Origin of the sequence: Pseudomonas sp. B21-021, assembly GCF_024749205.1 — a bacterium.
Classification (GTDB): Bacteria; Pseudomonadota; Gammaproteobacteria; order Pseudomonadales; family Pseudomonadaceae; genus Aquipseudomonas; species Aquipseudomonas paraglycinae.
The window spans coordinates 4,321,713-4,347,012 of sequence record NZ_CP087192.1 but is presented as its reverse complement, the minus strand read 5'-3'; the positions used below and the strand labels follow the sequence as shown (position 1 = coordinate 4,347,012).

General features: G+C 63.0%; 19 protein-coding genes. 11 read left to right on the top strand and 8 right to left on the bottom strand.

Going from position 1 to position 25,300, the window contains the following annotated elements; all coding sequences use genetic code 11:
• Nucleotides 1-65: 65 nt before the first annotated feature.
• The gene (locus tag LOY31_RS19415) at nt 66-548 is read right to left on the bottom strand and encodes a hypothetical protein (RefSeq protein ID WP_045121792.1); all 483 of its coding nucleotides are present in this window, start codon (nt 546-548) and stop codon (nt 66-68) included.
• A gap of 165 nt (nt 549-713) precedes the next feature.
• Between LOY31_RS19415 and LOY31_RS19410 the strand changes: the two genes are divergently transcribed.
• Nucleotides 714-1,373: a ribonuclease T2 gene (locus LOY31_RS19410; RefSeq protein WP_221535803.1), complete on the top strand. Its 660-nt coding sequence runs from the start codon at nt 714-716 to the stop codon at nt 1,371-1,373.
• A 52-nt stretch (nt 1,374-1,425) separates the two neighbouring features.
• Here the strand turns inward: LOY31_RS19410 and LOY31_RS19405 are convergent, their stop codons facing one another.
• Nucleotides 1,426-2,283, bottom strand: coding sequence for a LysR substrate-binding domain-containing protein (locus LOY31_RS19405; RefSeq protein WP_258712064.1), 858 nt, complete (start codon nt 2,281-2,283; stop codon nt 1,426-1,428).
• Between the two features lie 110 nt (nt 2,284-2,393).
• Here LOY31_RS19405 and LOY31_RS19400 point away from each other — a divergent pair, with 110 nt between their 5' ends.
• From LOY31_RS19400 to LOY31_RS19390, 3 genes are all read left to right on the top strand, one after another.
• Nucleotides 2,394-3,098 carry a haloacid dehalogenase type II gene (locus LOY31_RS19400; RefSeq protein ID WP_258712063.1) on the top strand — a complete coding sequence of 235 codons (705 nt, stop codon included), beginning with the start codon at nt 2,394-2,396 and terminating at the stop codon, nt 3,096-3,098.
• A gap of 15 nt (nt 3,099-3,113) precedes the next feature.
• On the top strand, nt 3,114-3,887 hold the full coding sequence (locus LOY31_RS19395; RefSeq protein ID WP_258712062.1) for an aldolase: 774 nt from the start codon (nt 3,114-3,116) through the stop codon (nt 3,885-3,887).
• A gap of 189 nt (nt 3,888-4,076) precedes the next feature.
• A complete protein-coding gene (locus tag LOY31_RS19390) occupies nt 4,077-5,648 on the top strand; it encodes a GGDEF domain-containing protein (protein ID WP_258712061.1) in 1,572 nt (523 codons plus the stop codon).
• A 62-nt stretch (nt 5,649-5,710) separates the two neighbouring features.
• On the opposite strand, the gene LOY31_RS19385 is transcribed toward LOY31_RS19390, so the two are convergent.
• From LOY31_RS19385 to LOY31_RS19370, 4 genes are all read right to left on the bottom strand, one after another.
• The gene (locus LOY31_RS19385; protein WP_007955886.1) at nt 5,711-6,010 is read right to left on the bottom strand and encodes a hypothetical protein; all 300 of its coding nucleotides are present in this window, start codon (nt 6,008-6,010) and stop codon (nt 5,711-5,713) included.
• Between the two features lie 82 nt (nt 6,011-6,092).
• Nucleotides 6,093-8,522: a TonB-dependent receptor gene (locus tag LOY31_RS19380; protein ID WP_258712060.1), complete on the bottom strand. Its 2,430-nt coding sequence runs from the start codon at nt 8,520-8,522 to the stop codon at nt 6,093-6,095.
• A 99-nt stretch (nt 8,523-8,621) separates the two neighbouring features.
• Nucleotides 8,622-9,581, bottom strand: a complete 960-nt coding sequence (locus LOY31_RS19375) for a FecR domain-containing protein (RefSeq protein ID WP_007955890.1) — start codon at nt 9,579-9,581, stop codon at nt 8,622-8,624.
• Nucleotides 9,581-10,087 carry a sigma-70 family RNA polymerase sigma factor gene (locus LOY31_RS19370; protein ID WP_102688577.1) on the bottom strand — a complete coding sequence of 169 codons (507 nt, stop codon included), beginning with the start codon at nt 10,085-10,087 and terminating at the stop codon, nt 9,581-9,583. The genes LOY31_RS19375 and LOY31_RS19370 overlap by 1 nt, the downstream gene beginning before the upstream one ends.
• 240 nt (nt 10,088-10,327) lie before the next feature.
• Between LOY31_RS19370 and LOY31_RS19365 the strand changes: the two genes are divergently transcribed.
• Nucleotides 10,328-10,768 (top strand): carboxymuconolactone decarboxylase family protein, encoded by a 441-nt coding sequence (locus LOY31_RS19365; protein WP_074689185.1) that lies wholly within the window; start codon nt 10,328-10,330, stop codon nt 10,766-10,768.
• Nucleotides 10,769-10,772: 4 nt separating this feature from the next.
• Here LOY31_RS19365 and LOY31_RS19360 read toward each other — a convergent pair whose 3' ends face one another.
• Nucleotides 10,773-12,365 (bottom strand): DHA2 family efflux MFS transporter permease subunit, encoded by a 1,593-nt coding sequence (locus tag LOY31_RS19360; protein WP_258712059.1) that lies wholly within the window; start codon nt 12,363-12,365, stop codon nt 10,773-10,775.
• Entirely contained in the window at nt 12,362-13,483 is a 1,122-nt protein-coding gene (locus tag LOY31_RS19355) for an HlyD family secretion protein (protein ID WP_258712058.1), read from the bottom strand. The genes LOY31_RS19360 and LOY31_RS19355 overlap by 4 nt, the downstream gene beginning before the upstream one ends.
• 432 nt (nt 13,484-13,915) lie before the next feature.
• Here LOY31_RS19355 and LOY31_RS19350 point away from each other — a divergent pair, with 432 nt between their 5' ends.
• The 6 genes from LOY31_RS19350 (at nt 13,916) to LOY31_RS19325 (ending at nt 25,190) form a co-directional block, all read left to right on the top strand.
• Nucleotides 13,916-15,643: a ShlB/FhaC/HecB family hemolysin secretion/activation protein gene (locus LOY31_RS19350; protein ID WP_258712057.1), complete on the top strand. Its 1,728-nt coding sequence runs from the start codon at nt 13,916-13,918 to the stop codon at nt 15,641-15,643.
• 94 nt (nt 15,644-15,737) lie between these two features.
• Nucleotides 15,738-20,207: a hemagglutinin repeat-containing protein gene (locus LOY31_RS19345; RefSeq protein WP_221535655.1), complete on the top strand. Its 4,470-nt coding sequence runs from the start codon at nt 15,738-15,740 to the stop codon at nt 20,205-20,207.
• A 113-nt stretch (nt 20,208-20,320) separates the two neighbouring features.
• Nucleotides 20,321-21,034 (top strand): class I SAM-dependent methyltransferase, encoded by a 714-nt coding sequence (locus LOY31_RS19340; RefSeq protein ID WP_221535656.1) that lies wholly within the window; start codon nt 20,321-20,323, stop codon nt 21,032-21,034.
• Nucleotides 21,035-21,143: 109 nt separating this feature from the next.
• Complete coding sequence (locus LOY31_RS19335; protein WP_085608266.1) at nt 21,144-21,644, top strand: sigma-70 family RNA polymerase sigma factor; 501 nt, start codon at nt 21,144-21,146, stop codon at nt 21,642-21,644.
• A gap of 40 nt (nt 21,645-21,684) precedes the next feature.
• Nucleotides 21,685-22,668: a FecR family protein gene (locus LOY31_RS19330; RefSeq protein WP_221535657.1), complete on the top strand. Its 984-nt coding sequence runs from the start codon at nt 21,685-21,687 to the stop codon at nt 22,666-22,668.
• A 98-nt stretch (nt 22,669-22,766) separates the two neighbouring features.
• The gene (locus LOY31_RS19325; protein ID WP_221535658.1) at nt 22,767-25,190 is read left to right on the top strand and encodes a TonB-dependent receptor; all 2,424 of its coding nucleotides are present in this window, start codon (nt 22,767-22,769) and stop codon (nt 25,188-25,190) included.
• The last annotated feature ends 110 nt before the right edge of the window (nt 25,191-25,300 follow it).

Genomic DNA, 25,300 nt, shown 5'->3' with positions numbered 1-25,300 from the left:
GGGAGGCTAACCAGCGGCAGCTTTCAGCTGGCTGAGGCGCGGATTACAGTTGTGTCAGGTTCAACCTACAGACCGAGCCCTTCCTGGACTACCAACAGCAGGTTGTTTTCCGTCAACGCAATCGCATCCAGCTGTTGCCCGGTCTCGAGCGTCTGCAACCACCAATGGCTTTCGCCGTGTTCATCAACCGTGCGCAGCAGCGATGCTTCGCGCCCCGGCAGGACGATTTGCACGCGCCCCGAGCCGTCTTCGGTGAAACGGGCGATAGGATCGAACGTCAGGCTGTGATGGTTGGCTTCGATGATCAACTGGTCGATGGCGTAGTCGTGGGTCTCGCCATCCGGCGAAGTTTCGCAAACATGGGTAGGATTGCGCCGGATTTTCAGGCCGACTTCGGTGACCGGTTGCAACCAGCCCTCGATGCGGTGATACAAGGCGTAAACCTGAGCCGGCCAGCAATCGATCTCCAGTTCAGCGCAGGTGATTTCGTCAGCATGGGTGTGCCGGGTTTGTTTGAGTTTCGCGGCGAGTTCGTCTGCTTTACTCATGTCGGTTCCCTGTGGTGATTTCAACATCATCGTAGTCCTTTCAAAGTAATGCAGGTTTTGCCCTGCGTCATGCGCTTGCAACACGGGCATGACTCAATCAGCGTCTGGCCAAGTGATGGTCAGACCACAGAAACCACGGACGCACGCGTCCCAAGGAACGGGAACATGAAAAAGCTTTTTACAATTATGGCGCTGATTGCGCTGACGGTCGGTAGCATCGGCCTGAGTTCGGCACGCCAGTCGTCCGCCAGCAAGGCGGAATCGGTGGCGGGGGTATTCGATTACTACTTGCTGACGTTGTCCTGGTCGCCGACCTTTTGCCTGACCCACAAGGACGACCCGCAATGCACCGGCAAGGGCTATGGTTTTGTCCTGCATGGCCTGTGGCCGCAATACGCCAAGGGCGGCTGGCCGGAGTCCTGCCCGCCGCTGACCAACCTGTCGGCCGCCGAAACGGCCAAAGGCCTGACGCTGTTCCCGACCAAAAAACTCCTCGATCACGAATGGAGCAAGCACGGCACCTGCAGCGGCCTCGGCGCGATGGGCTATCTGGACGAAGCAGACAAAGCCGTGGCCGCGGTGAAAATCCCGCAAGAGCTGCAACCGTTCAGTAGCTCTTATTACTTCGAAGCGCAGGAAATTGCCGACCTATTCCGCAAGAGCAATCCGGGCATCCCGTCAGACGGCATCGCCGTGATCTGCAACGGCCCGGAACTCTCGGAAGTGCGCGTGTGCATGGGCAAGGACCTGCAATTCGGCGCCTGCGGCAAGGGCGTGAAAACCCAGTGCCGGGCGGGGGATATCCGGGTGCCGCCGTCGCGTTGACCGATCATAAAAACAGGCGCCTGAAAAGGCGCCTGTTTTTTTGCGATCAACCTCAAGCAAATCCCCCCGCATCAACCCCCAACTCCCCCCGCAAAAACTCCACCAACCCCCGCTGCAATCCACTCAACCCCCCCTCGCGGCTGACCAGCGCCAGCTCCGTCGGCGGCAGCGGCGGCAAGTCCGTGCACACCCGATGCTCCGGCAACACCGCCGACGCCGGCAGCACCGAAACCCCGAGCCCGGATGCGACCGCCGCTTGAATGCCGGTCAGGCTGTGGCTGCCGAAAGCCACGCGCCATGGGCGTTGCGCCACGTCGAGCAGGCGGATTGCCCGTTGTCGGTACAGGCAGCCCTGAGGAAACAGCGCCAGCGGCAAGACGCCAGTGGATGAGTCGAACTCCACGCCTTTGACCCAAACAAGTCGTTCCGGCCAGGTCGCCCAGGCGGGACCGCTGTCAGGTTCGCGTTTGATCAGGGCGATGTCGATTTCGCCGCTGTCGAGGCGTTGCCTCAGGTCGAGGCTCATGCCGCTGACGGTTTCCAGTCGCGCTTGCGGGTGGCTGCGGGTGAAGCCGGCGAGGATCAGCGCCATGCGTCGGGCGTCGAAGTCTTCCGGCATGCCGATGCGCAGGATTTCCAGATCCAGATCGCTGGCCAGGGCTTCGCTGGCCTCGGCGGACAAGGCCAGCAGGCGGCGGGCGTAGTGGATCAGCAGTTCGCCGTGCTCGGTGACGCTGACGTTCAGGCCGGTGCGGTCGCGCAACAGCAGGGCGTGGCCGACCAGATCTTCGAGTTTGCGCACCTGTTGACTGACCGTGGATTGGGTGCGGTGGACGCGTTCGGCGGCGCGGGTGAAGCTGCCTTCATCGACCACGCAGACGAAGGTTTTCAGCAGTTCCAGATCCAGCATGGCGGCGGTCTCGATATTTGTTTGGCAACTGACGGTTGGCTATTTATTTAATTTCACACTATCACCCCGAGTTCATAAGCTGAAGTCCTCACTTGCAGAGGAATGCCCCCATGACCTTGATCAACACACCGCGCCCGCAATGGCTGACCTTCGATTGCTACGGCACCTTGATTCAATGGGACGAAGGCCTGCGCGCCGTGGCCGAGCGGATCCTGAGCGAGAAGGGCGAACACCGGGTCGACGCCGGGCGCCTGATCGAGATTTATGACCGCCACGAACATCGCCTGGAACAGACGCCGCCACACCGCTCGTTTCGCGAACTGAGCACCCTCGGCCTGCAACTGGCCCTGGAAGAACTGGGCCTGGCGAGTGCCAGCGAAGACAGTCAGCGCCTGGCCGCCGCGATTCCGCAGATGCCGCCGTTTCCCGAAGTCGTCGAGACCCTCGCGCAGCTCAAGGCCAAGGGTTTCAAGCTGTGCATCGTCTCCAACACCGATGACGACATCATCGCCGGCAACGTCGCTCAACTCGGCGGCCATATCGACCGGGTGATCACCGCGCAACAGGCCGGCGCCTACAAACCGGCGCCGCGGCTGTTCGACTACGCTCATGAGCAATTGGGCGTCAGCCGCGATCAGGTGGTGCACATCTGCGCCAGCCCGATGCTCGACCACACGGCGGCCCGCGACATGCATTTTCGCTGCGTATGGATCGACCGCGGGACCGGTCGTCAGTTGCTGCCGGACTATCGGCCCGACGCGATCCTCAACACGCTGGACGAAGTGCTGCCGCTGTTCGCGTCCCTTGGCTGGTAATAGAGGAGTTTCGCCATGGCCCACACCCTGACCGGCAGCGCCCGACCCACGCGCTGCGGCTCGTTGAACCTCGACAGCGAAGCCATCATTACCGCCCGCCACGAACTGGCGGCGTGCTTTCAACTGGCGGCGCTGCACGGGCTGGAGGAGGGGATCTGCAATCACTTTTCGGCGATGTTGCCGGGGCACGATGACCTGTTTCTGGTCAATCCCTACGGCTATGCGTTTTCCGAAGTGACGGCGCACAACCTGCTGGTCTGCGACTTCGACGGCAACGTGGTGGACGGCGAGGGCCAGCCGGAAGCGACTGCTTTCTATATTCATGCGCGCTTGCACCAGCGGCTGCCTCGGGTGAAGGTCGCGTTCCACACGCACATGCCGAACGCGACGGCGTTGTGCCTGCTGGAGGGGCCGCCGCTGTTGTGGCTGAGCCAGCCCGCGCTGAAGTTCTACGGGCGCACGGCGGTGGACGAGCATTACAACGGGCTGGCGCTGGATGAGCGCGAGGGCGACCGGATCGCCGGGGTCATGGGCGAGGCCGACATTCTGTTTCTGAAGAATCACGGGGTGATTGTCGCGGCGCCGACCATCGCCGAAGCCTGGGACGATCTGTATTACCTGGAACGTGCCGCGCAAGTGCAACTGCTGGCGATGGCCACGCAACGGGTGTTGAAACCGGTGCCGCATGCGGTTGCGCAACGGGCGTACGAGCAGATGCGCGAGGGCGATCCGGAAAGTGCGCGGGCGCATCTGCACAGTGCGATGCGGCGATTGGCCCGTCAAGGTTGATGCGGGCAAAAACGGGCAGGCAAAAATAATTCGCGCGGCAGGTCATCCATTTGGCCTGCGCGCCGATAGCAACAGGGTCGGGATTGTCGCGGTGGCACTTGGTTGCCCCACACAACCCGGTGGGCTACGCTCACAAAAAAACAAGGGTTTCGGGCCTTTGCCCCTGTCGTACCTGCCCAGGACACGCTTTTGCCTATCCCCATTCACGATCCGCACCAGGCCCCCGGCGGCACTCTCAAGCGTTTGCCCCTGCGCAAGGCGGCGGTGTTGTTCATCGTTGCCGTGTGTCTGTGCCTGTCCGGTCTGCTGTATTTGCAGATCGAACAGTCGCGGCGCCAGGATCTGGCGAGTGCGCAAGTGTCCTCGGCCAACCTGACCCGGGCGATGGCGCAGCAGGCCGAAGACACCTTTCTGGCGGCGGATCTGGTGATGACCAGCCTGGTCGACTGGGTTCAGGAAGATGGCTACGGTGCGGCGCAGAAGCCGCGATTGCAGCGAACCTTCGCGCGACGAGTGCAACAACTCGAGCAGTTGCACGGCATGTTCCTGTTCGACCGCGAAGGGCAGTGGGTGATTACCTCGTTCCCGGATCTGCCGCGCGGCAATGGCGTGGCCGATCGCGAGTACTTCAAGTTTCACCAGCAGAACGTGTCGGGTGTGGCGCACATCGGCCCGGCGATCCGCAGCCGCGAGAACGGCGAGTGGATCATCCCGATCTCGAAACGGGTCAACGACCGCGCCGGCAATTTCCAGGGCGTGTTGCTGGCCGGGATCAAGATGTCGTACTTCGACAAGTTCTTCAAAAGCTTCAGCCTGGATGACAACGGCACGATGTTTCTCGGCATGACTGACGGCACGTTGCTCGCCCGTCGGCCGTTCGACGAGTCTCTGATCGGCACCTCGCTGGCCAAGGGTGAGATCTATCAGAAGCTGCTGCCCAACGCCTCCGCCGGCACCGCGATGATCGATTCGGTGGTCGACGGTGTGACGCGCCTTTATGGTTACCGGCAGCTGGAAAGTTATCCGCTGGTGGTGTCCGCCTCTTCATCGCGAGATACGATTCTTCAGGGCTGGCATGACCGGGCGTTCCAGTCCAGCGTGATCGTGGCGCTGGTGATGCTCGGCGTGGGGCTGTTCGGCTGGGTGTTCATTCATCAGGTGCGCGATGGTGAGCGGATCGAGAAAAACCTGCGCAAGGCCCAGCGGACGCTGGAGCAGATCGCCACCCACGACAGCCTGACCGGGCTGGCCAACCGGCGCCTGTTCGAGCGTTCTCTGGAAGTGGAGTTTGCCCGGGGCGCGCGGCAGTCGAGCCCGGTCAGCCTGATCATGCTCGATATCGATTTCTTCAAACGTTACAACGACGCCTACGGCCATGTGGCCGGCGACCATTGCCTGACGCAGGTCGCGCAGGTGGTGAAAAACTGCTGCCAGCGCAAATCCGATCTGGCGGTGCGCTATGGCGGTGAGGAGTTCGCGGTGTTGCTGCCGGACACCGACATCAACGGCGCGCTGGCGATTGCCGGGCAGATCCGCCGCAGCGTCATGGACAAGCACATCACCCACAGCGGCTCGCCGACCGGTTATCTCACGGTGAGCCTAGGCTGCTATTCGTTTATTCCGCTGGGCAACGACAGCCCTGAGCTGTTCATCCAGCGCGCCGATGCGGCGCTGTATCAGGCCAAAAATGCCGGTCGCAATCGCGCGGCCGTGTTGTCGATGGACGTCGGCCTCGGCGAATTGCTGCGCTCGGATCGCTGACAAAAAACGCGGTCGGGTTCAGACACAGGCCATGGCACTTACCACGGCCTGCTCTTGTTCGTTCAGCTGCCGGTGCCACCACCGGCGCCGCCAGTCCCGCCGCCGGCCGAACCGGTCCCGCCGCCAGCCCCTGAGCCTGAACCGCTGGCGCCGCCGTTGGTGCCGGTGCCTTTGCCCATGCCATCGGAAGTGCTGCCACCCGAAGGTGCGCCGGGCGTGCTGTTTGGTGGCTGGGTCGAGCCGCTGGTGGCGCCGGACTTGGTGCCCGTGGCATCGGCGCCATCGTTGGCGGCAAAACTGGCGGTAGAGGCGGCGGCCAACAAGCCTGCCAACAAAATTGAGGTCAATGTGCGCGTCATCATGGTCTGTCTCCGGAAAGGGGATCTACCTGATATTGGTCTGACGCGCACAAGGCTTGGTGCCGGCCGAGTGACGAGCGGTTTTTTAGAAGTCCACAGTCGCCGAAACCTTCAGCGTGCGCGGCGTGCCCTGGGTCAGGTAACCGCCGTTGGCCGAGGCCCAATAGGCTTCGTTGGCGACGTTCTCCAGATTGGCCCGCAGGGTGATCTGCTTTTCATCCAGTTTGAAGGCATAGCGCGAGCCAAGGTCGAAGCGGTTCCACGCCGGAATGCTCTGGGTGTTGGCGGCGTTCAGGTACTGGCCGCCGGTGCGCAACATCCGCGCGCTGAGGGCGGCGCCTTCGAGGCCCGGAATGTCCCAGTCGGCGCCGAGGTTGAACTGGAAGCGCGGCACCCCGACGGCGCGGTTGCCGTCATTCACGCCGTTGCTGCTGCCTTCCAGTTCAGTCTTCATCAGCGTCGCGCCGCTGAGCAGGCGCAGACCGTCGAGCGGTTCGCCGTAGACGTTGAGTTCCACGCCTTTGTTGGTCTGCTGGCCGTCGACCCGGAAGATTCCGTCCTGGGTGTAGCTCGACGGTTGCTCGATGCGATAGACGCCGAGGTTGGCGCCGTAGCTGCCCATGTCCAGGCGCACGCCGGCTTCGATCTGCTTGCTGCGCACCGGGGCAAAGGTTTCGTCGCGGTTGATCGCCGTGGTTGGTGGCGTCGGGCCCTTCGCCAGGCCTTCGATGCGGTTGGCGTAGAACGACACGTGTTCCCACGGCTTGATCACCAGACCGTAGACCGGGGTGGTGATCGACTCTTCATAACTCGAAGTGCGGGCGCCGGTGGCGGTGCTCCAGCCGTCGACTTTCAGCGCTTGGCGACGCACGCCGAGGGTCAGCAGGATGCGGTCATCGACGAAACCGAGGGTGTCGGAAATCGCCTCGCTGCGCAGGATGTTCTTGCCAGTGATGCGCGGGTCGTTGATGTCGCTGGCAAATGAGGTAGGCGCCGGGCGCGGCTTGTCGGTGACGTTGTACAGGTTGGTGCTGTAGCGCCCGGCCGCGCCGACGGTCTCGAACGCCGAGCGCTGCTCGCCCCAGATGCCCGCCCAGCCGAGGTTCAACTGGTGCGTGACGGGGCCGGTGTCGAAGCGGCCGTTGAGCCCGGCCATGGCGCTCTGGTTGTCTTCGTCGTGGGGCGAATAGAGCATGCCGCCACGGGCGTTGCCGTTGAGGTCGGTAACGGTCAGCGACGAGTACACCCCGTTCTCGCGGGTGTGCTTGGCGCCGCCGGACACGTAGGCCGTCCAGTTGTCGTTGAGGTCGTATTCGGCGCGGGCCATGCCGAAGGTGTCTTCGAGTTGCGAATAGCTCCAGCTCTGGGCATAGCTGGCGTTGGCGTGTGGCACCTTGGGGGCTTTGGTCAGGCTCGAATCGACATAGATCACAGAGCGACCCTGGTTGATGACCTGCTTCTGATAGCCGAAATCGGTCGAGACCCGCAGGCGATCGCCGCGATAGTCCAGGCCAACGCTGAACAGCGACGAGCGCTGATCTTCGTCATCGACAGCGGTGTCACCTTCGCGCTGCATCAGGTTGACCCGCGCGCCGAAGCGGTTGTCCTCGCCAAAGCGCTGGCCCAGATCCAGATGCCCGCCGACGCGGCCGTCGGCGCTGTAGTCGAGGGTGACGCTGCGGGTCGGGGTATCCATCGCGCGTTTGGGTTGCAGGTTGATCCCGCCACCGATGCCGCTGCCGCTCGGGGTCACGCCGTTGACGAAGGCGTTCGGGCCCTTGAACAGTTCCACCCGGTCCAGCGCTTCGACGGCAATGATCTGCCGGGGCAGCACCCCGTACAGGCCGTTATAGGAAATGTCATCGGAGGCCAGCGGCAGGCCGCGGATCATGAACATCTGCGAGAAGTTGCCGAAGCCGTTGGACTGGCGCACCGAAGCGTCGTTGAGCAACACATCGCCGACGGTCTGGGCCTGCTGATCGGCCATGGTCTTGGCGGTGTAGCTGGTGACGCTGAAGGGCAGGTCGTTGACCTCCTGGTTGCCGAGCATGCCGATCTGCGCGCGGCGGGCGACCTGTTCGCCGCCGTAGGTGTCGCCGCTGTCGTCGCGCAGGGCGCTGACGTTGGTGGCGCCGAGTTCCAGCGCACCGTCCGCCGCGACTTTCGGGGCCACGGTGTAACCGTTGTGGCCGGTGCTGATCAGCTCGAAACCGCTGCCTTCCAGCAACCGCGCAAAACCGCTCTGCGCGGTGTAGCTGCCTTGCAGGCCCGGGCTCTGACGATTGCCCAGTTGCGCCGGATCGAACGACAGCGGCACGCCGACGCTGACCGCAAATTGCGCCAGCACATGGCTGAGCAGGCCGGGGCCGATGTTGACGGTGCGGCTGGCGCTTTCACTGACGCTGTCGGCGGCGTGGGCGGCGGTCGGCAGCAGGGCGCTGAAGGCCAGGGCCAGGCTCAGGTTCAGGGCCTTGAGCGCAAATGTGGCGGGGCGGGGCGATGGCATTGCGGTCATTCGGTGTTCCTGTCGGGGGCGTGGAATTGAAAGGTCTATCCACTCACCGGACGAGTCGCGAAAAGGTATCAGCAAATATCGAAAATTTTTTCCGAGGGCTCAGACTCGCGGTTCCACCGACAGCCAATAGCGGGTCAGGCTGTTGATGTTCAGCGGCAACGTATCGCTGAGCAGACGCAGACTGGCGTCGGTGTCGCGCAGGGAGAACGCCCCGGACACGCGCATCGCCGCCACGTCCGGATGACAGCGCAGCACGCCCCGGCGATAGCGGCTCAGCTCGCCGAGCAATTCGTCCAGTCGCATGTTGCTGGCCAGCAGCATGCCTTTGTCCCAGGCAAGGGAGGCGGTGTCGAAGGTTTCGGCACTGTCGAAGCTGTTGAGCTTGAAGCGCTGGCGTTCGCCCGCCTGGAGAATCGCGCTCTGCTTGAGCAGTTGCGGGGTGATCTGAACCTGGCCCTCAAGCACCGACACCTGGCTGCGCGAACCCTCGGTGCGCACGCAGAATCGCGTGCCCAGCGCGCGGGCCACACCCTGCGGGGTTTCGACAATGAACGGACGAGCGCTGGCGTCTGCGGCGGTGTTGATCAGCACTTCGCCGTTGAGCAGCAGGACGCGACGCTCCACCGGGCTGAAAGCGATGTCCACGGCGCTGTCGGTGTTGAGCACCAGTTGAGTGCCGTCCGGCAATTGCAGATTCTTTTGCTCGCCGACGGCGGTGCGCTGGTCGGCGGTCCATTGCTGCCACGGCACATGCTGCGAGGCCATGCCCAGTGGCCCGGCCATCAACAGCAAGCCGAGGCGGGTGAGTGTCTGGCGACGGCTCAGGCCTTCTTTGCGGGACGCGCGTTTCAAGGTCTGGATCGCGACGTTGGCCGGCACACTGCGCAAATCCCCCAGCAGGGCTTCGGCCCGTTGCCAGGCGATGGCGTGCTCGGCGCTGCGGCTGCGCCATTGGGCGATGGCCTGATGGTCGGACGGGGTCGCGGTGCCGGAATGCAGTTGCACCAGCCAGTCGGCGGCTTCACCGAGAATCTGCGGATTGATCATCGACGAATTCATCAGGCGACACTCAGGCAGGCAATGAACGCGGCACGCATGTGGCGTTTGACGGTGATCAGCGAAACATTCAGGCGCGTGGCGATCTGCGCGTAGGTCAGGCCTTCGATCTGCGACAGCAGGAAGGTCTCGCGGGTCTGTTCCGGCAGTTCGCGCAGCAGCGCTTCGATGCGCCACAGGGTTTCGAGAATCAGGTAGCGGGTTTCCGGCGACGGCACTTCGGCGGCGGGCAGGTGCGCGATGGTTTCCAGGTACGCGCGCTCCAGGTCCTGGCGCCGCCAGCGGTCGATCACCAGACCTTTGGCGATGTGCGTCAACAGCGCCCGGGGCTCGCTGCCCAGTGGCTTGATCACCTGACGGGTGAGCAGGCGCAGGAACGTATCGTGCGCCAGGTCGGCCGCATCGCAGCGATTGCCCAACTTGCGCTGCAGCCAGCCCTGCAGCCACCCGTGGTGTTCGCTGTAGAGCGTCTGGACTTGCTGATTCAACGGCTGATCAAGGGACGACATGAAGGGCAGATACTCGTTTCGGGCGTCCGTGGCCAAGGGTGCGATCGTGAGTGCGAAAACGGTGCAATTAAGAATTGATCGCATTCTAGTGGCACAGAACGAGCGCTGGCAATTGCCCCGCAACACTTTCTTTTCTGACGCCAGAGGAGTGGCCTACCCGTCTTCCGGGAGATTGGCTATTTGCCTGGCCCGGCACCGGGACTAACGTAGCCACACATTCACTTGCCCCGGAGAGTCGCCATGAAACCTCGTATCGATTTCTACACCGCGTCCCCAGATGCCCTGAAAGCGATGATCGCCCTGGAAACCGCCGTCTCGAAACTGCCGCTGGAAAAAACCCTGATCGAACTGGTCAAGCTGCGCGCTTCGCAGATCAACGGCTGCGCGTTCTGCATCGACATGCACACCGCCGACGCGATCAAGGGCGGCGAAACCCCGCGCCGGTTGTTCGCCGTGACCGCGTGGCGTGAAGCGCCGTTCTTCACCGAACGTGAACGCGCCGCGCTGCTGTGGACCGAAACCCTGACCCAGTTGAGCCTGACCCACGCCCCGGACGAAGACTACGAAGCGGTCGCCGCCCAGTTCTCGCCCAAAGAAATGGTCGACCTGAGCGTCGCGATCAGCACCATCAACAGCTGGAACCGCCTGGCCGTGGGCTTCCGTAAAACCCCGCAAGCCTGATCGATCAATGTGCATCGGCACTCGGCGCGGCCGGTGGTTGCACCTTGCGCATCAAGGGCACCATCGCCGTGGCGATGCCGAAGCACACCATGATCATCAGGAACGTGTCGCCGTAGGTTTGCGTCTGCGCTTCACGGTAGGTCAGCAGCCATAGCTGACGCAGGCTGGCGGTGAGGCCGACATCGCCGCTCTGACCCAGCGCGGCAAAGTTGCCGCCGACCTGGGCCAGCCACTGATTCACCGCTTCGTTGCTGCTGTTCAGATGCTCCGCCAACCGGGTGAAGTGCAGGTTGGTACGGTCATTGAGAATGGTCGCGCACGCAGCAATCCCGATTGCACCGCCCAGATTGCGCATCAGGTTGAACAGGCCCGACGCATGCTTCAGCCGCGCCGGTGCCAGGCCACCCAACGTCAATGTCACCGCCGGCGGCACCGCCAGTTGCTGGGCGATCCCGCGCAGGGCTTGTGGCAGCAGCAATTCTCCGGCGCCCCAGTCGTGGGTGATCGGACTGAATTCCCACATCGACAACGCGAACAACGCCAGGCCCGCCATCATGATCCAGCGCAGATCGATGCGATTGGCCAGAAAGGCGTACAGCGGAATCGCCATGATCTGGAACACCCCGGTGGAGAAAACCGCCAGACCAATGTCCAGCGCGCCGTAGCCGCGCACCCGGCCGAGAAACAGCGGCGTCAGGTAAATCGTCGCGAACAGACCGATCCCGGTGACGAAGGAAAAGAAGCAGCCGAGGGCGAAGTTGCGATCCTTGAGCGCGCGCAGGTCGACGATCGGATTGGCCACGTACAGCGTGCGGCCGATGAAGGCCAGGCCAGCGAGGCCACTGATCCATGCGGTGGTCAGGATCGTCTGGTCGCTGAACCAGTTCCAGCGCGGGCCTTCCTCGAGTGTGTATTCCAGGCAGCCGAGAAACAGCGCCAGAAACACCATGCTCAAATAGTCCGCGCCCTTGAGCAGCGACAGTTCCGGCTGGTCGATCTTGACCAGCATCGGCACTGCCACGGCGACGAAAATCCCCGGCACCAGGTTGATGTAGAACAACCAGTGCCAGGACGAAATGTCGGTGATCCAGCCGCCGATCACCGGGCCCAGCGTCGGTGCCAGCGACGCCACAGCACCGATGGTCGCGGCAGCAATCACTCGCTGTTTGCCGGTGAAGAAAAAGAACGCCGTGGTGAACACCAGCGGAATCATCGACCCACCGAGAAACCCTTGCAGCGCGCGAAAGGCGATCATGCTCTGGATGTTCCAGGCGATGCCGCAGAGCAGGCTGGCGAGGGTGAAGCCGACCGCCGAGGCGCAGAACAGCCAGCGTGTGGAAAACACCCGCGACAGCCAGCCCGACAGCGGGATCACGATGATTTCGGCGATCAGGTAACTGGTCTGCACCCACGCCGTTTCATCGGTGCCGGCGGACAACCCGCCGCCAATATCACGCAGCGAGGCCGAGACGATCTGGATGTCCAGCAGCGCGATGAACATGCCGATGCACATCGTTGCGAAGGCGAACACTTTGGTCGCCGTCGCCATTTCGGCGGCATTGAACGGCTGCGCGGAGGCGGTGAGGGCGGTGCTCATGGCGCGCTGGCCACGGCGGTGGTTTCAGGTTGGGCGCGGGTGTCGACTTCAGCGGTCACCGACAGGCCCGGACGCAGGTGGCCAAGCACGCCGTCGGCGGGGTCGAGCAAAATCCGCACCGGCACCCGCTGGACGATTTTGGTGAAGTTGCCGGTGGCGTTTTCCGGCGGCAGCACGCTGAATTGCGAACCGGTGGCCGGGGCGAGGCTGTCGAGGCGACCGTGGAATTCCTGGCCTGATAAAACATCGGCGCGGATGCTCACGCGCTGGCCGGGCTTCATCCGCGCCAATTGGTCTTCCTTGAAGTTGGCATCGACCCACAGGCCGCTGGCCGGCACCACTGACAGCTGCTGCGAACCTGCCTGTGCATAAGCGCCGACCCGCGCGCGGCGGTTGCCGATCACCCCGTCGACCGGGGCACGCAGTTCGGTGTAGCCGAGGTTGAGTTGCGCCAGATCACGCTCGGCCCGGGCTTGCTGGAGGGCGGCGCGGGCCTGTTGTTTCTGGGTTTCGATCACGGTGAGCTGGCGTTGCGCGGCCAGCAGTTCGGCCTGGGCTTTGGCGCTCAAGGCTTGCGCGGTCTTGAAGGTGGCATCGGCCCGTTGCGCGCTTTCCACCGAGACTGCGTTGGTGGTCAACAGGCGTTTGTAGCGCGCGTTGTCATCCCGCGAGCGGGCGGTTTCGGCGCTGGCGGCATCAATGCCGGCGCGGGCCTGACCGATCACCGCTTGCTGCAATTGTTCGGTGGCGTCGAGGTTGGCCAGCAGCGCTTCCTCGGCGGCGACCGCGCCTTCGGCCTTGGCCAGATTGGCGCGGTAGTCGCGCGCGTCGAGGCGAATCAGCACGTCGCCGGCCTTCACCTTCTGGTTGTCGCTGACCAGCACTTCCTCGATGTAACCGGCGACCGTCGGCCCGATCACCGTCACGTCGCCGCCAATGTAGGCATCGTCGGTCTCCTCGAGAAAACGCCCGGCGCCCCACCAATGCACGGCGTACAGCCCGGCGAACACCAGCGCGGCCAGACCCGCAGTCGGCAACAGCAGGCGTTTGAGCAGGGGAGGTTTGGGGGCGCTGACCGGAACGGCGAGATCGGGTTCTACGGTGGGCATGCTGGTCATGGCGTAATACCTGAAGAAGCGGGATGGCTATTACGACCGTAATATGACGCGAGTAATATTTTGTGGCAATTGATTTTTATCGCCGGTCGTCAGTTGCTTCAGATGTCCGATTAATTGCGCAAGAGCCTCAGGGATTGGAGCGTGGTCGAAACGACGCTGCGACTGCCACGATCAATCGATCGAGCAACAACGGCACGATGCCAAGGCTGTTTTATGAGCGGTGGATTGGTGTTAGCCACGAGGTCTCAGGCCCTCGGGGAAACCCTGATGATCTGCAACTTGCTGGCGTTATCGCTGGCGATCCGCGCTAAAAGGGCATTTGTTTAAGAAATGTAAGCAGCGTAGGAAGCGTCTTGCAATTGTGTAGGAAGGCTCTGACTATCACCGCTATTGATGGGGTGGCATTAAGCCAGTTGATTGCAAGGATGTTGAGTGCCGTATTCGCTTTGCGCTGTTTCTCGTAGTCGTTCCCTGCCTCGCCCGCTGTTGTCGGCCTTGTTGTTGAGTGTGTGTGCGCCCAGCGTTCTCGCCGCCGAAACTCCAGCCCCTGGCCAGGAAGTGCTGCGCCAGCAACAACTGCAACAGCGCGATCTGCAACAGCTGCAACTCGAACAGCGCAAGCGCCAACTGGAGCGCGGCGCGTTCGGCCCGACGCCTGCCACTCCGGCCATTCCTGAATCGATCAAACCCGACGAACGCTGCTGGCCCTTGAGCGGCACGCGCATCGGTGGCGTCACGCTGATCGATAAAGACAAACTCAACGCCCGGATCAAGCCGCTGCTGACGCCGTGCATGGGCGTCGGCCAGATCAACCATTTGCTGGCGACCATCACCGCGCTGTACGTGGAGAAGGGCTACATCGCAAGTCGGCCGTACTTGAGCAGTGCGCCAGTGGCGGGGCAATCGCTGGATATCCTGATCGACGAAGGCTACATCGAGTCCATCGAACTGGCGGACCAGAGCCTGCCGGTTTCCCTCGGTGGCGCGTTCCCCGGAATGCTCGGCAAGCCGCTCAACCTGCGGGATCTGGAGCAGGGACTGGATCAGTTGAACCGTCTGCGCTCAATCGATTTGACCGCCGACATCGCCCCCGGCAGCCAGCCCGGTGCGTCAAAAATCATCCTGCGTTCGCGTACCTCCGGGCAGTCGCGCTGGAGCTTGGGCCTGGGCGCGGACAACCTCGGCAGCGCCAGCACCGGTCGTGATCGCGACACGTTGAGCCTGACCCTCGACAGCCCGCTCGAACTCAACGATCTGTTGAGCCTCAGCGCCAGCGACACCCTCAATCAGGGCGACCGCTACAGCCGCAACGCCAGCCTCTATTACGCGATTCCCTACGGTTACTGGACGTTCAGCACCTTCGCCAGCCACGCTGAATACCGCGCGCCGTTCAAGCTCAGCACGCTGACTTTCCACAGCACCGGCATCACCGATCAGCTCAGCCTGCGCGCCGACCGTGTGTTGTGGCGCGACCAGAGTCATCAGCTCAGCGCCAACCTGCAACTGGCGCACAAGGACGTCGACAGCTATCTGGAAAACGTCCGCCTCGGCATTCAGAGCCCGACCCTGACCGTGGCCGAGGCCGGGCTCAATCTGTTCTGGCTCGACCGCGCGGTGTGGAACCTCGACGTGAATTACGCCCAGGGTTTAAGCGGGTTCGGTGCCGACGACGATGCCGATCGCCAGGTCAAGAACTTGCCCAAGGCGCAGTTTCGCAAATACCGCGCCGGCCTCAGCCAGTGGCGCAACGGCCAGCTCGGCGCGCAAGCCTGGCAATGGCAGAGCCAGCTCAATTTGCAGTACAGCCCCGATCCGCTGCCAGCCATCGAACAACTGCTCGGCACCGACGATTCCGCCGTGCGCGGTTATCGGGTCAGCAGCGCGTCCGGCGCCAGCGGCGCGATCTGGCGCAATACCTTGCGCCTGCCGCTGCGCACCGATTTGCCGGTGCAGCTCACCCCGCGCGTCGGCCTCGACCACGGCTGGATCAAGGCCGATCACGGCGCCCCGGTTCAACGCCTGAGCGGCGCCAGCATCGGCCTCAATCTGGGCTGGAAAAACCTGCAAGTGGATGTCGATTACCAACGCAGTCTGAACACCCCAACCGGCCTGCACCGCGAGCCTGAAACCTGGCTGATGCGGGTCGGATTACAGATATGAACGTCAGTGAACAACAGCCATCGGACCTGAGCGCGACAGCCGTGGCCTTCAACTCAACGCGCAACGTGATGCCGCACTACATGGAGAGTTTTTTATGCCAATGAATACCTTTGCGTTTCATCTTTCCCCACGGGGCAAACTGCGCTGGGCCATCGCCAGCCTGTTCCTGGTCGCTCACCTGCCGGGCGCCATCGCCGGCGGTGTGGTGGTCGCGCCCGGCCCCGGCGGCACCGCGCAACTGCAAACCCAGGGCGGCGTCCCGATCGTCAACATCGTCGCGCCCAACGGCTCGGGTCTGTCGCACAACCAGTTCCTCGACTACAACGTCGACCGTCAGGGCCTGGTGCTGAACAACGCCTTGCAGGCCGGGCAATCGCAGCTCGCCGGGCAACTGGCGGCCAACCCGCAATTGCAGGGCCAGGCCGCGAGCGTGATCCTCAACGAAGTGATCAGCCGCAACCCGTCGGCCATCAACGGCGCCCAGGAAATCTTCGGTCGCGCCGCCGACTACGTACTCGCCAACCCGAACGGCATTTCGGTGAATGGCGGCAGCTTCATCAACACGCCGAACGCCAATCTGGTGGTCGGCCGGCCCGAGCTGAACGACGGCAAGCTGCAAGCGCTGAGCACCCGCGACGCCACTGGCCAGTTGCAGATCCAGAGCGGCGGGCTGCGCAACGGTGAAGGCTCGATCAACCTGATCGCGCCGCGTATCGACAGCCAAGGCGCAATCAGCGCTCGCGATCAACTGAACCTCACCGTCGGACGCAATCAGATCGATTACGCCAGCGGCCAGGTGAAAGCCGTGGACCCGGCGGGCAACACCACCGATCAACGAATCGACGCCAGCCTGTTTGGCGCGATGCAGGCCGGGCGCATCAACATCGTCAGCACCGCTGAAGGCGCGGGCGTGAAGGTCGGCGCTGTGCAAGTCGCCGGGCGTGACGGTGTGCAGATTCGTTCGGCTGGCGACTTGAGCGTCAGCGGTCAGGCGATCCCGGACAGCCTCGACGTGACCCGCGCCGGCATTCGCAGCAGCCAGGGCGACGTCGGCCTGCACAGCGGCAAGGACCTGACCCTGGCCGCCACCGATGTCAGCGGTCGTGACGTGAAGGTCGAGGCCAAACGCAATCTGACCCTGACCACCGTCGAAAGCCGCAAGCTCCAGGAACAGCGCGAGAACTGGAACAACAGCACCATCGGCATCACCTGGGAAACTTATGAGCGCACCAAGACCGACAGCGATTCGCGCCAGCACGGCAGCCAGATCGTCGCCAGCCGCGACGCGCAACTCTTGTCCGGCAAAGACACCGAACTGCAAGCCGCCAAGGTCGACGCGAAGAACAACCTCAGCGTGCAAAGCGGCGGCGATCTGCGCCTGACCGCCGCCACTGAAAGCCACACCCAGACCGATCAGGGCAAGCACCGCAAACACCTGTGGAAAGCCGATTGGGACAGCAGCAGCGAAGAGCAGCGCAGCATCACCAGCCAGCTGAAGGCCGGCAACATTGCCCTGCAAACCGCCGCACTGTTGCGCTCCGAAGGCGCTGAATTGAACAGCGCCGGCGATCTGCAACTGGCCGGCAAACAGGTGGAAATCACCACCGCGACCCGCACCCATCGCAGCAGCGACAACCGCTATTCCGGTGACCTGGTCGGTGGCGGTTTCTTCGGCAAGACCGGCGACGCCGACAAGGGCCAGACCCAGCATCAGGGCAGCAAAATCAACGCGGCCGGCAAGCTGGTGGTCAAGGCCGACGACGTGCGCATCAGCGGCAGCCAGGTGCGTGGCGGCAAGGACGCCAGCGTGATCAGCGACAACGGTTCGCTGACCATCGACGGCGTGCAGGACACCTCGCACAGCAACAACCACGACAAGGACAGCAAGTTCTTCGGCATCACCAAGGACGAGTCGCGCCAGAACAGCAAGGACAGCACCACGGTGCGCAGCGAGCTGGCTTCCGACAGCAACCTCAAGCTCAAGAGCGCCAAGGACATCGAAGTCGCCGGCTCCACAGTCAAGGCCGGCGGTTCGCTGACGGCGGAGGCGGCCGGTGACGTGAGCGTGCATTCGACGCAGAACACCCACGACAGCAGCAACAGCACGCAGACCCGTGGTTTCGATGCCTACGCCAAGGAGCAGACGGCGGAGCAGTATCGCGCTGGCGTGTATTACGAAGACAAGGCGCAAACCGTCACCGTCAACGACGTCACGCAGCAGGGTTCCAGCCTCAGCGGCGGCACTGTGCAAGTGAAGGCGGGCGGCGATGTGACGCTCAAGGGCTCCGAGGTGAAATCCACCGCCGGCGACACCAGCCTGAGCGGCAAGAACGTCTCGTTGCTGGCCGAGCAGGACAGCCACACCACCTCGACCGAAACCCGCAGCACCGGCGGTGGTTTCTACTACACCGGCGGCCTCGACCGCGCGGGCAGCGGCGTGGATTTCTCGCATAACACTTCGCAAGACACCACCGGCAAAACCACTGCGCAAACCACCGGCGTGCAGAGCAGCGGCAGCCTGAACATCAACGCTGACAAACTCGCCACCGAGGGCGCGCAACTCAAGGCCGGCAACGGCCTGAACGTCGCCGCCAACGAAGTTGACAACCGTGCCGCCAGCAACACCGAAAGCAGCACTCACAGCGAGAGCAACTGGTCGGCGGACATCGGCGCCAACGTCGAGTACAAGGACATCGCCCGACCGATTGCCGGCGCGGTGAAAGAAGTGCTCGCCGGCAAGGTGCCGGACAAGGATGCACTGGCCAATCTCGGCCAGCCGAACGTCGGTATCGACGTGGCAGTCGGTCATGCCAGCGCCGATAAAACCGAGCAGGGCAGCAACGCTGTGGTCAGTCGGTTCGACGGCCAGACCGTGGACGTGAAGGTCGGCGGCACGCTGCACGATCAGGGCACCCAGTACAACGCCAGCGCCGGCAAAGTGAACATCAGCGCCGATAAACTGGTGGCCGATGCCGCGAACAACACCCACAGCAGCACCGACAATGCGGTCGATGCCAAGGTCGATGTGCGCGTCTACACCAAGACCGGTGAAGACGTGAACGTGGCCGGCAGCGGCGCGGGTGGCAGCAGCCAGTCGAGCAAGAACAGCTCCACGGCGGTGGTCGGCGGTTACGCTGGCAACCAGGGCGTGAACATCAATGTCGGCGGTGATGCACAGTTTGAAGGCAGCCGTTTCGACGGTGGGCAGGGCGGTGTCAGCGTCAAGACCGGCGGTGACCTGGCCCTGAATCAGGCCAACGACCGTCAGAGCAGCGACAGCTCGAGCCTGCGCGGCAACGGCTCGCTGACGGTCGGCACCTTGCCGGGCACTGACGGCACCAACGTCGATCTCGGCGCTGGATTCCAGCTCGATCACAAAGGCAATAAGACCACCGACAGTCAGGCGCACGTCGCCAGCCTCAGCGGCAACGGCTCGGTGCATCTGAGCAGCGGCGGTAATCAGGTACAGCAAGGCACGAATATCGACAGCGCTGCTGCTATCGACCTGAAAGCTGGCGGCAAGCTCGATCTGCAAGCGGCCACGGATTCGCACGTCGCCACCGGCAGCAATCTCGGCGGCGGCCTGAAGGCCGGCGGTAGCAAGACCAGCAGCGAGAAGAGCCGCGATCAGGGCGGCAACCTCAGCGGCAACTTCAACATCGGCCGGGTCAACGAGAACACCCAGACCCTCAGCGGTGGCCAGCTCAACAGCCAGAATGGCATCGCGTTGAGCGGCGATTCGGTGCACCTGCAAGGCACTCAGGTCAGCGCGCCAAACGTCAGCATCGACGCGCAGAAGGGCGGTTTCGTTCAGGAGTCCGCGCAGTCCACCGACAGCCGCAACAACTGGAACGTAGCGCTGAACGCCGGCGGCAACCTGAGCAAAAGCACACCGACCGCCGCCGATGAAAAAGTCAGCAGCGATCACGGCCTCAATGTCGGGGCCAAGGTGGGCGTGGACTACCTGCAAGGCACTACCCAGCAGAACAGCCAGATCAAGGCCGACACGGTGGTGTTGAACAGCGCCGGTGATGCGAGCCTGAACGGTGCGCGGATCGATGCGCGCAACGTCAGCGGCAACGTGGCGGGTGATCTGTCGGTCGAAAGCCGTCAGGACACCAGCACTCACGCCAAGGTGGATGTGGATCTGGGCCTGACCGCCAAGAAGACCCCGGCCGACGACAAGGGCAAACTGGCTGGCACCGACTACAAGCCAACGCTGAAAGTCGACGGCGAATACGCGCACAAGGACAGTGTGAAACAGGCCTCCGGCATCAACGCTGGTGAGGGTGTGAATCTCACCGTCGGCGGCGCCACGCAACTGACCGGTGCGCGGATTTCTGCCGCCGAAGGCAAGGTCGATCTGGGTGGTTCGAAGGTCAGCAGCAGCGATCTGAGCAACCTCGACTACGGCGTAAAAGCCGGCCTCGACCTGCCACACAAAACCGAAGAAAACGCACCGAAGGTGTCCCTTGAAAACGGCAACCTGAAAGTCGGCCCGGTGACCCTGAGCGGTCATTTCGACAGTCAGTCACTTCAAGCGGGTATTGACGAAAAAGGCTGAGCCACCATGCGTTCAGGGCTGCTCAACCAAGGTGGCTTGACAGCCCTGCGATAATGGAACGTGAACCGCAGCTTGCGCGGTGCATTTCATCAAAACGCAGAGGAATGTGTTCCATGGATAATCAAGCGCTCAAGGCCTTGTTCGACCAGCAGTCAGCTGTCTACGACAAACAATGGGCCGGGATGGCGCCTATTCGCGACGCCCTGTACCTGCTGCTTGATTCTGTATTTGCAAGCCTGCCGACCAATGCCCGCATTCTCTGCGTCGGCGTGGGTACCGGTGTGGAAATGGCCCATCTGGCGCAGCAGTTTCCCGGCTGGCAATTCACCGCAGTCGACCCTTCGGGCGCCATGCTCGACGTGTGCCGTCAGCGAGCGAAAGAGGGTGGTTTCATTGACCGCTGCCGGTTTCACGAAGGCTACCTCGATACCCTGACGGATGAATCCGGTTACGACGGCGCGACCTGTTTTCTGGTGTCGCAGTTTTTGCTCGATCCTCAGGCGCGTATCGACTTTTTCCATGAGATTGCCCGTCGTCTGCTGCCGGGCGGGGTGCTGGCGAACGCTGATCTGGCCTCGGATACTCAATCCCCGGCCTATGAAGCATTGCTGCGTCACTGGATGACGCTGATGGCCTCGGCCCAGGTGCCGGCGGAGATGCTTGAGCGAGCGCGTTTGGCCTATGCCCGGGATGTGGCAATTCTGCCAGCGCCGCAGGTCGCCGATCTGATAGAGGCGGCCGGGTTCGAGACGCCGGTCCAGTTCTTTCAGGCGGGTTTGATGCATGGGTGGTTTTGCTCGCGCAAGGCAGAGATCGCCGCGAGTTAGAGCGCTGGAGGCGTTGGGTAAAACAGCTTCGCCGGCATTCCCGAGGAATCCATTGCTTCGGCTTAATAGGAAGCATTACTATTCACGCCCCTTTCCTCAGCACGCCGCAATGATCCCCATGCTGCCCCGCAGACCCGGCTTTCTCGAGCATTACGAAGAGTTGATCGGCACCTGGACCCGTCGCCTGCGCAATCGCTCGCAGGCCGAGGATCTGGCGCACGACACCTTTGTGCGGGTGCTCGAATCCGATTCGTCGACGGTGCAGCAACCCCGGGCGTATTTGCACCAGACCGCGCGCAACATCGCGGTGGACGGCTATCGGCGTGAGGACCGGCGGGGCGCCATGGAGTCGGAGGCGATCGATCTCAGTGAGTCGCCGACCGGCGATCCGGAGCATTACATGCATGCGATCCAGCTGGCCGATTCCATCGAACGGGCGCTCACGGAGCTGCCGGTCAACTGCCGACGAATCTTCGTCTGGCAGAAGATCGAGGGCCTGACCCAGGCGGAAATCGCCGAACGCCTGGGCCTGTCCAAGAACATGGTGGAAAAGTATATGATCCGCACCCTGCGGCATCTGCGTGATCGCCTGGACGGGGCGCAATCATGAGCCGTGGCGTCTTTTCATCCCCAGCCAAACAGGACATTCCATGATGGATACTCGTGATTGCGCGTGCGGGCAAACAACGGTGCGCGATGACGCGGCACGCTGGTTTGTGCGTTTGCAGGAGCCGGCCGTCAGTGTCGACGAACAGCAGCGCTTCGACGCGTGGCTGAACGAACATCCGCAGCACCGTGACGAATTCCAGTTGCTGCAAGGCTTGTGGACGGCGGCGGATCTGCTGCCGGCGCCACGGCTTAAAGCTTTGTGCGAAACCCCGCCGGCGCGGCGCGAACGCCGTCCGTTGTTGCGTTATGCCGTGGCGGCGAGCGTAGTCGCGGTGGCGCTCGGGCTCGGGCTGTTCAGTGGTTTGAATCATCCGCAAGGTTACAGCGCCGAATTCGCCACCGCGCTGGGCGAGCGCAAGCATGTTGCGCTGCCGGATGGTTCGGTGATCGACCTCAACAGCCGCAGCCGTTTGCAGGTGCGTTTCGAGAAGGATCGGCGGCTCATCGAATTGACCGAAGGCGAAGCGATGTTCAGTGTCGAGCACGACACGTCCCGCCCGTTCGTGGTCGAGGCCGGCAGCGGCAAGGTCACGGTGACCGGCACCCGTTTCGATGTGCGGCGTGACGTGACGCAGACCCGGGTCGCGGTGGAGCAGGGCACGGTCAAGGTGCAGGGCCGTGATGCGGCCGAGGCCGATTTCATCAGCCTCACTGCCGGCCTCGGCACGCGGATCGATGCCCAGGGCAAAGTGGCGCCGGCGTATGCGGTCAACCCGGCGGAGCTGACGGCCTGGCGCAGCGGCAAACTGGTGTTCAACAACGCCAGCCTCAGCGAAGTCGCCGAGGAAGTGTCGCGTTATCGCGACAAGCCGCTGAAAGTCGCCAACCCGACCGTCGCCAATTTGCGCCTGACCAGCGTGTTCAAATCCGACAATACCGATGCCTTGCTCAAGGCCTTGCCAAGCATCCTTCCGGTGGCCGTGCGCACCCTTGCCGACGGCAGCCAGGAAATAATTTCAAAATAAAATTCAGGTTTTTTTCGAGTTCGTCGTCTTCCTGTTCAACTGCAACTGGTTTGCATTAACAGCCGCACACTCTTGCGATCCACAGGACTCCGTTCGACGTGAAAAACTCCACCGCTAAAAACAAAAAATCCCCTTGGTTGCCGCTGGCGCTTGCGCTGGCGGTCAACGCCGCCGTGCCGATGGCCTTCGCCGCCGAAGCCATTCACATCCGCGCCCAGCCGCTGGGTCAGGCCCTGAGCGAACTGGGTCAGCAAACTTCATTGCAGGTGTTTTTCAGCCCGGACCTGGTCGCCGGCAAACAGGCGCCGGCGGTGGACGGCAACCTTTCTCCCGAGCAGGCCCTGCGCCAATTGCTGCAAGGCAGCGGACTGGATTATCAGATCAATGAAGGCTCGGTAACCTTGTCCCCGGCCCCGACTTCCGCCGCCAACGGCCCGCTGGAGCTGGGCGTGACCGACATCAAGGTTGTCGGCGACTGGCTCGGCGACGCCAACGCCGCCGTGGTGCAGAACCACCCCGGCGCGCGCACCGTGATCCGCCGCGAAGCGATGGTCGAGCAGGGCGCGATGAACGTCGGCGACGTGCTGCGCCGCGTGCCGGGCGTGCAGGTGCAGGAAGCCAACGGCACCGGCGGCAGCGATATTTCGCTGAACGTCGGCGTGCGGGGTTTGACGTCGCGCCTGTCGCCACGCTCCACCGTATTGATCGACGGCGTGCCGGCCGCGTTCGCCCCGTATGGCCAGCCTCAACTGTCGATGGCGCCGATCTCTTCCGGCAACCTCGACAGCATCGACGTGGTTCGTGGTGCCGGTTCCGTGCGTTACGGGCCGCAGAACGTCGGCGGCGTGATCAACTTCGTGACCCGCGCGATCCCGGAAAAAACCACCGGTGAAATCGGCACGACCCTGGAAACCTCGCAGCACGGTGGCTGGAAACACATCGACACCGCGTTTCTCGGCGGCACTGCCGACAACGGCATCGGCATGGCGCTGTTGTACTCGGGCGTGAACGGCAACGGTTACCGCGAGCGCAACAACGGCAACGACATCGACGACGTGATCCTCAAGACCCACTGGGCGCCGACCGATCAGGACGATTTCAGCCTCAACTTCCATTACTACGACGCCAGCGCCGACATGCCCGGCGGCCTGACGCAGAAGCAGTACGACGACAAACCGTTCCAGTCCGACCGCGACTACGACGGCTTCAGCGGCCGCCGCAAGGACGTGTCGTTCAAGTGGATCCGGCAGATCGACGAGCGCACACAGGCGGAAGTGCTGACCTACTATTCCGACAGTTTTCGCGGCAGCACCATCGCCGCCCGCGATCAGAAAACCCTCAGCTCGTTTCCGCGTTCTTACTACACGCTGGGCATCGAGCCGCGCGTTTCGCGTGTGTTCGACGTCGGCCCGACCACCCAGGAAGTCAGCGTCGGTTACCGTTATTTGAAAGAGGCGATGCACGAGCAGTCGAGCCGTCTGGCGCTGGTCAACAACGAGCCGGTGGTCACCAAGACCTCCGACGGTCATGTGTTCCAGGATCGCACCGGTGGCACCGAGGCCAACTCGGTCTACATCGACAACAAGATCGACGTCGGCAACTGGACCGTGACCCCGGGTATTCGCTTCGAACACATCAGCACCGACTGGCATGACCGCGCCGTGCTCGACACCGCCGGCAAACGCGTCCCGGAGAAAAACCGCAGCATCGAAAGCAACGAGCCGCTGCCGGCCCTGAGCGTGATGTATCACCTGTCCGATGCGTGGAAGCTGTTCGCCAACTACGAGACGTCGTTCGGCAGCCTGCAATACTTCCAGCTCGGCCAGGGCGGCTCGGGTGACCAGACTGCCAACGGTCTGGAACCGGAAAAAGCCAAGACCTACGAAATCGGCACGCGCTACAACGATGACGTGTGGGGCGGGGAAGTGACGCTGTTCTACATCGACTTCGACGATGAGCTGCAATACGTCAGCAACGACGTGGGCTGGACCAACCTCGGCGCGACCAAGCACCAGGGTGTCGAAGCGTCGGTGCACTACGACATGGCGGCGCTCGATCCACGCCTCGACGGCCTGACCGCCAACGCCGGTTTCACCTACACCCGCGCCACGTACGAAGGCGAGATTCCTGGCTTCAAGGGCCGTGATCTGCCGTATTACTCGCGTCAGGTGGCGACCGTCGGCCTGCGTTACGACATCAACCGCTGGACCTACAACATCGACGGTTTCGCCCAGTCCAAGCAGCGCGCCCCCGGTACAGGTGTGAACGCCGACGGTAGCTTCAACGGCAACTACATCACCGAAGGCACGGCAGACGGGCAGTACGGCGACATTCCGGGCTACGTGACCTGGAACGTGCGTGGTGGCTATGACTTCGGTGCGCAGCTGTCGAACCTGAAGCTCGGCGCCGGGGTGAAGAACATCTTCGACAAGCAGTACTTCACCCGCTCCAGCGACAACAACTCGGGGATCTACGTGGGCACGCCACGGACGTTCTTCGTGCAGGCCAGCGTCGGTTTCTGATAGACCGAGGTGGCTTCATCGCGGGCAAGTCGAATCGTCGAACCGCCGCTCCCACAGGGATCGTTTGTATCTCGTGGGAGCAGGTTCGCTTGGGGAGGGCGCTTAGATGA

Excerpts from the sequence above, each read along its gene's own strand:
- LOY31_RS19415 (WP_045121792.1), bottom strand. The coding sequence starts at position 548 with ATGAGTAAAGCAGACGAACTCGCCGCGAAACTCAAACAAACCCGGCAC.
- LOY31_RS19410 (WP_221535803.1), top strand. The coding sequence starts at position 714 with ATGAAAAAGCTTTTTACAATTATGGCGCTGATTGCGCTGACGGTCGGT.
- LOY31_RS19365 (WP_074689185.1), top strand. The coding sequence starts at position 10,328 with ATGAAACCTCGTATCGATTTCTACACCGCGTCCCCAGATGCCCTGAAA.
- LOY31_RS19405 (WP_258712064.1), bottom strand. The coding sequence starts at position 2,283 with ATGCTGGATCTGGAACTGCTGAAAACCTTCGTCTGCGTGGTCGATGAA.
- LOY31_RS19355 (WP_258712058.1), bottom strand. The coding sequence starts at position 13,483 with ATGACCAGCATGCCCACCGTAGAACCCGATCTCGCCGTTCCGGTCAGC.
- LOY31_RS19370 (WP_102688577.1), bottom strand. The coding sequence starts at position 10,087 with ATGTCGTCCCTTGATCAGCCGTTGAATCAGCAAGTCCAGACGCTCTAC.
- LOY31_RS19345 (WP_221535655.1), top strand. The coding sequence starts at position 15,738 with ATGCCAATGAATACCTTTGCGTTTCATCTTTCCCCACGGGGCAAACTG.
- LOY31_RS19380 (WP_258712060.1), bottom strand. The coding sequence starts at position 8,522 with ATGACCGCAATGCCATCGCCCCGCCCCGCCACATTTGCGCTCAAGGCC.
- LOY31_RS19400 (WP_258712063.1), top strand. The coding sequence starts at position 2,394 with ATGACCTTGATCAACACACCGCGCCCGCAATGGCTGACCTTCGATTGC.
- LOY31_RS19330 (WP_221535657.1), top strand. The coding sequence starts at position 21,685 with ATGATGGATACTCGTGATTGCGCGTGCGGGCAAACAACGGTGCGCGAT.
- LOY31_RS19335 (WP_085608266.1), top strand. The coding sequence starts at position 21,144 with ATGATCCCCATGCTGCCCCGCAGACCCGGCTTTCTCGAGCATTACGAA.
- LOY31_RS19360 (WP_258712059.1), bottom strand. The coding sequence starts at position 12,365 with ATGAGCACCGCCCTCACCGCCTCCGCGCAGCCGTTCAATGCCGCCGAA.
- LOY31_RS19385 (WP_007955886.1), bottom strand. The coding sequence starts at position 6,010 with ATGATGACGCGCACATTGACCTCAATTTTGTTGGCAGGCTTGTTGGCC.
- LOY31_RS19375 (WP_007955890.1), bottom strand. The coding sequence starts at position 9,581 with ATGAATTCGTCGATGATCAATCCGCAGATTCTCGGTGAAGCCGCCGAC.
- LOY31_RS19395 (WP_258712062.1), top strand. The coding sequence starts at position 3,114 with ATGGCCCACACCCTGACCGGCAGCGCCCGACCCACGCGCTGCGGCTCG.
- LOY31_RS19340 (WP_221535656.1), top strand. The coding sequence starts at position 20,321 with ATGGATAATCAAGCGCTCAAGGCCTTGTTCGACCAGCAGTCAGCTGTC.